This is a genomic window from Kineococcus indalonis (genome assembly GCF_009906395.1).
Lineage (GTDB): Bacteria > Actinomycetota > Actinomycetes > Actinomycetales > Kineococcaceae > Kineococcus > Kineococcus indalonis.
Window position 1 is genome coordinate 1 of record NZ_JAAALM010000460.1, and the last position, 3,287, is coordinate 3,287.

Below are 3,287 nucleotides of genomic sequence, written 5' to 3' on the forward strand. Positions count from 1 at the left end.
GGTTCGGCGGGGGGTTCGGCGGGGGGTTCGGCGCGGGTGTCGACCGGGTCGCGCGGCTCCGGTGAACTCCCCGAGAAGTCACGAGAACCAGCGACAAGCCCTGGCTAGCTGGTCGGCAACCCTCCTGCGCGGCGGGGTGCTCCAGGTGACGACCCGGCCGGACGGACCACGTCCGGCAAGCGCGATGACCCGCCGGACACCGGCCGCCGCAGCACGGCAGCGGCGGCGGCGCGTCATCCCGGCAGCAGGAGGTTGCACCCCGTGTCGACGACAACCCCGGACCCCCACCTGCACCTCTCGGCGGCGCTGGAGGGCACCGGCTGGCACCCCGCCTCGTGGCGCGAGCCCGGCGCGCGCGCCGACGAGCTGAGCACCGCGGCGTTCTGGAGGGACGCGGTCGCCGAGGCCGAGCGCGGGTTGTTCGACCTCGTGACGTTCGAGGACTCCTTCGGCCTGCGCGGCAGCGGCTTCGGACCACCGGACGAGCGCACCGACCGCGTGGCGGGTCGGCTGGACGCCCTGCTCGTGGCGGCCCGCCTGGCGCTGGTCACCCGCTCGATCGGGCTCGTGCCCAGCGTGAGCACCACGCACACCGAGCCGTTCCACGTCTCCAAGGCGCTCGCCACGCTGGACCACGTCAGCTCCGGCCGCGCCGGCTGGCGGGCGCAGGTCTCGTTCCGCGCCCACGAGGCCGAGCTGTTCGGGCGGCGCGCGCTGCCGGAGCTCACGCCGCAGGGCCTGCAGGACCCCGCGGTCGCCGCGGTCGTGGCGGACCTGTTCGCCGAGGGCCGGGCGGCCGTGGACGCCGTGCGGCGCCTGTGGGACTCCTGGGAGGACGACGCGGTGCTCCGCGACGCGGCGAGCGGGCGCTTCGTGGACAGGGCGAAGCTGCACCGCGTCGACGTGCGCACGCCGTGGTTCTCCGTCGCCGGTCCCTCGATCACCCCGCGGCCCCCGCAGGGGCAGCCGGTGGTCGTGGCGCTGGCGCACGCGCGGGCGGCGTACGAGTTCGCGGCGGCCACCGCCGACGTCGTGCTCGTCACCCCCCGCGACGCCGAGGACGCCCGCGCGGTCGTCGCGCAGGTGCGCGCCGCGGAGGCGGCGGTGGGGCGCACCGGGGTGCCGCTGCAGGTGCACGCCGACCTCGTCGTGGCGCTGGGGCCCAGCGCGGCGGCCGCGCGCGACCGCCTGGACCGCCTCGACGCGCTGGACGGGGAGGCGTTCACCTCCGACGCCCTGGTGGTCGCCGACTCCCCCGGCGGGCTGGTCGACCGCCTGCTGGCCTGGCGGGACGCCGGCGTGCGCGGCTTCCGCTTCCGCCCCGCCGTCCTGGCCGCCGACCTGCCGGCCCTGACCCGCGAGGTCGTGCCGCTGCTGCAGTCCGCGGGGGTGTTCCGCCGCTCGTACACCGGGCGGACCCTGCGCGAGCACCTGGGCCTGCGACGGCCCGCGAACCGCTACGCCCGCACCACCGAGACCGTCGGCGCCGCAGGAGGCCAGCCGTGAGCAGCACGAGCACCACCCCGTCGGGCAGGCCCCGCAAGCAGGTCGTCCTGGGCGCGCACCTGCCGGGGGTGAACCACCACACGCTGTGGCAGGACCCGGCCGCCGGCAGCCAGATCGCCGTGGAGTCCTTCGTGCACCTGGCCCGCACGGCCGAGCGCGGGTTCTTCGACCTGTTCTTCCTCGCCGAGGGGCTGCGCCTGCGCGAGCACGCCGGGCAGGTGTACGAGCGCGACGTCGTCGGCCGCCCCGACACGTTCACGGTCCTGGCCGCCCTGGCCGGGGTCACCGACCACCTGGGCCTGGCCGGCACGATCAACACGACGTTCAACGAGCCGTACGAGCTGGCCCGCCAGTTCGCGACGCTGGACCACCTCTCCGGCGGGCGGGCGGCGTGGAACGTGGTGACGTCGTTCGACGCGTTCACCGGCGAGAACTTCCGCCGCGGCGGGTACCTGGAGCGCTCGCAGCGCTACGAGCGCGCCGAGGAGGTGCTGCTCGCGGTGCGGGCGCTGTGGGACTCCTGGGGCGAGGACGACGTGCCGGCCGACGCGGCGAGCGGGCGGTTCCTGGCCCGCCCCGACGCCGGCCGCTTCGAGGTGGGCGCGCACCAGTTCGACGTGCGCGGGCGCTTCAACGTGCCGCGCAGCCCGCAGGGCCACCCCGTCGTGCTCCAGGCGGGCGTGTCCGACCGCGGCCGGGAGTTCGCCGCCGCGAACGCCGACGCGATCTTCTCGCCCTTCCGCCGGCTCGCCGACGCCGCGCCCTTCTACGCCGACGTCAAGGCGCGCGCCGCGCGGCACGGCCGCCGCCCGGAGGACGTGAAGATCCTGCCCTCCGCAGGCGTGGTCCTCGGCGACAGCGCCGCCGACGCCCAGGAGAGGGCGCGCCACCTCACCCACCAGCAGGTCGACCCGGACACCGCGATCGCCCTGGCCGAGCAGGTCTGGAACCGCGACCTGTCGGGGTACGATCCCGAGGGCCCGCTGCCCGAGGTCGGGCCGGACGCGCAGGCGCCGCCGCGCTGGCGCGGCCGCGCGCTGCACGAGGCGGACCTGGTGACCCTCGTGCAGCGCTGGCGCGAGGTCGCCGAGCGCGGCGGGGGGCTGAGCCTGCGCGAGACGGTCATCGAGGTGACCGCCCGCGCCACCTTCGTGGGCACCGCCACGCACGTCGCCGACGCGATCGACGCGTTCGTGCAGGCCGACGGCTCCGACGGCTTCATCCTGCACCCGCCGGTCGTGCCCACGGGCCTGGACGAGTTCGTCGACACCGTCGTGCCCCTGCTGCAGGAGCGCGGTTCGCTGCGCACGCGCTACACCGGCAGCACGCTGCGCGAGAACCTCGGCCTGTCCGCGGCCCGCACCCCGGAGCCGGTGGCGTGAGCGCGGCCGCACGGGCCGGACGCGCCGCGGAGCTGTCCGTCCTGGACCTGTCCCCGGAGTCGTCCGGGGACGCCGCGGGCTCCGGCGTCGCCCGCACCCTGGAGCTGGCGCTCGCCGCGGAGCGGTGGGGCTACCGGGGGATCTGGCTGGCCGAGCACCACCTCTCGCCCGGGGTGTCCTCGGCGACCCCGGCGGTGCTGGCCGCGCTCGTCGCGGCCGGCACGCGGCGGCTGCGGGTGGGGTCGGCGGCCAGCCTGCTGGCGGTGACCACCCCGGCGGTGGCGGCCGAGCAGTGGGCCACGATCGCCCGCGCCGCCGGCGACCGCGTCGACCTGGGGTTCGGGCGGGTGCACACCCCGCCGGCAGCCGCCGCGCCGCCTGCCGCACCGCCCGCCGCAC

At 77.2% G+C, this 3,287-nt stretch carries 3 protein-coding genes and 1 riboswitch; all 3 genes read left to right on the forward strand.

The window, feature by feature from the left end; translation table 11 throughout:
* Positions 1–76 precede the first annotated feature (76 nt).
* Positions 77–188: riboswitch (SAM riboswitch) on the forward strand.
* A 73-nt stretch (positions 189–261) separates the two neighbouring features.
* Positions 262–1,506: an LLM class flavin-dependent oxidoreductase gene (locus GTR00_RS23090; protein WP_323132574.1), complete on the forward strand. Its 1,245-nt coding sequence runs from the start codon at positions 262–264 to the stop codon at positions 1,504–1,506.
* On the forward strand, positions 1,503–2,888 hold the full coding sequence (locus GTR00_RS17435; RefSeq protein ID WP_323132575.1) for an NtaA/DmoA family FMN-dependent monooxygenase: 1,386 nt from the start codon (positions 1,503–1,505) through the stop codon (positions 2,886–2,888). Before GTR00_RS23090 ends, GTR00_RS17435 begins: the two co-directional genes overlap by 4 nt.
* The coding region (locus GTR00_RS17440) for an LLM class flavin-dependent oxidoreductase (RefSeq protein WP_166612849.1) at positions 2,885–3,287 on the forward strand (403 nt) is incomplete at its 3' end. The genes GTR00_RS17435 and GTR00_RS17440, both read left to right, overlap by 4 nt.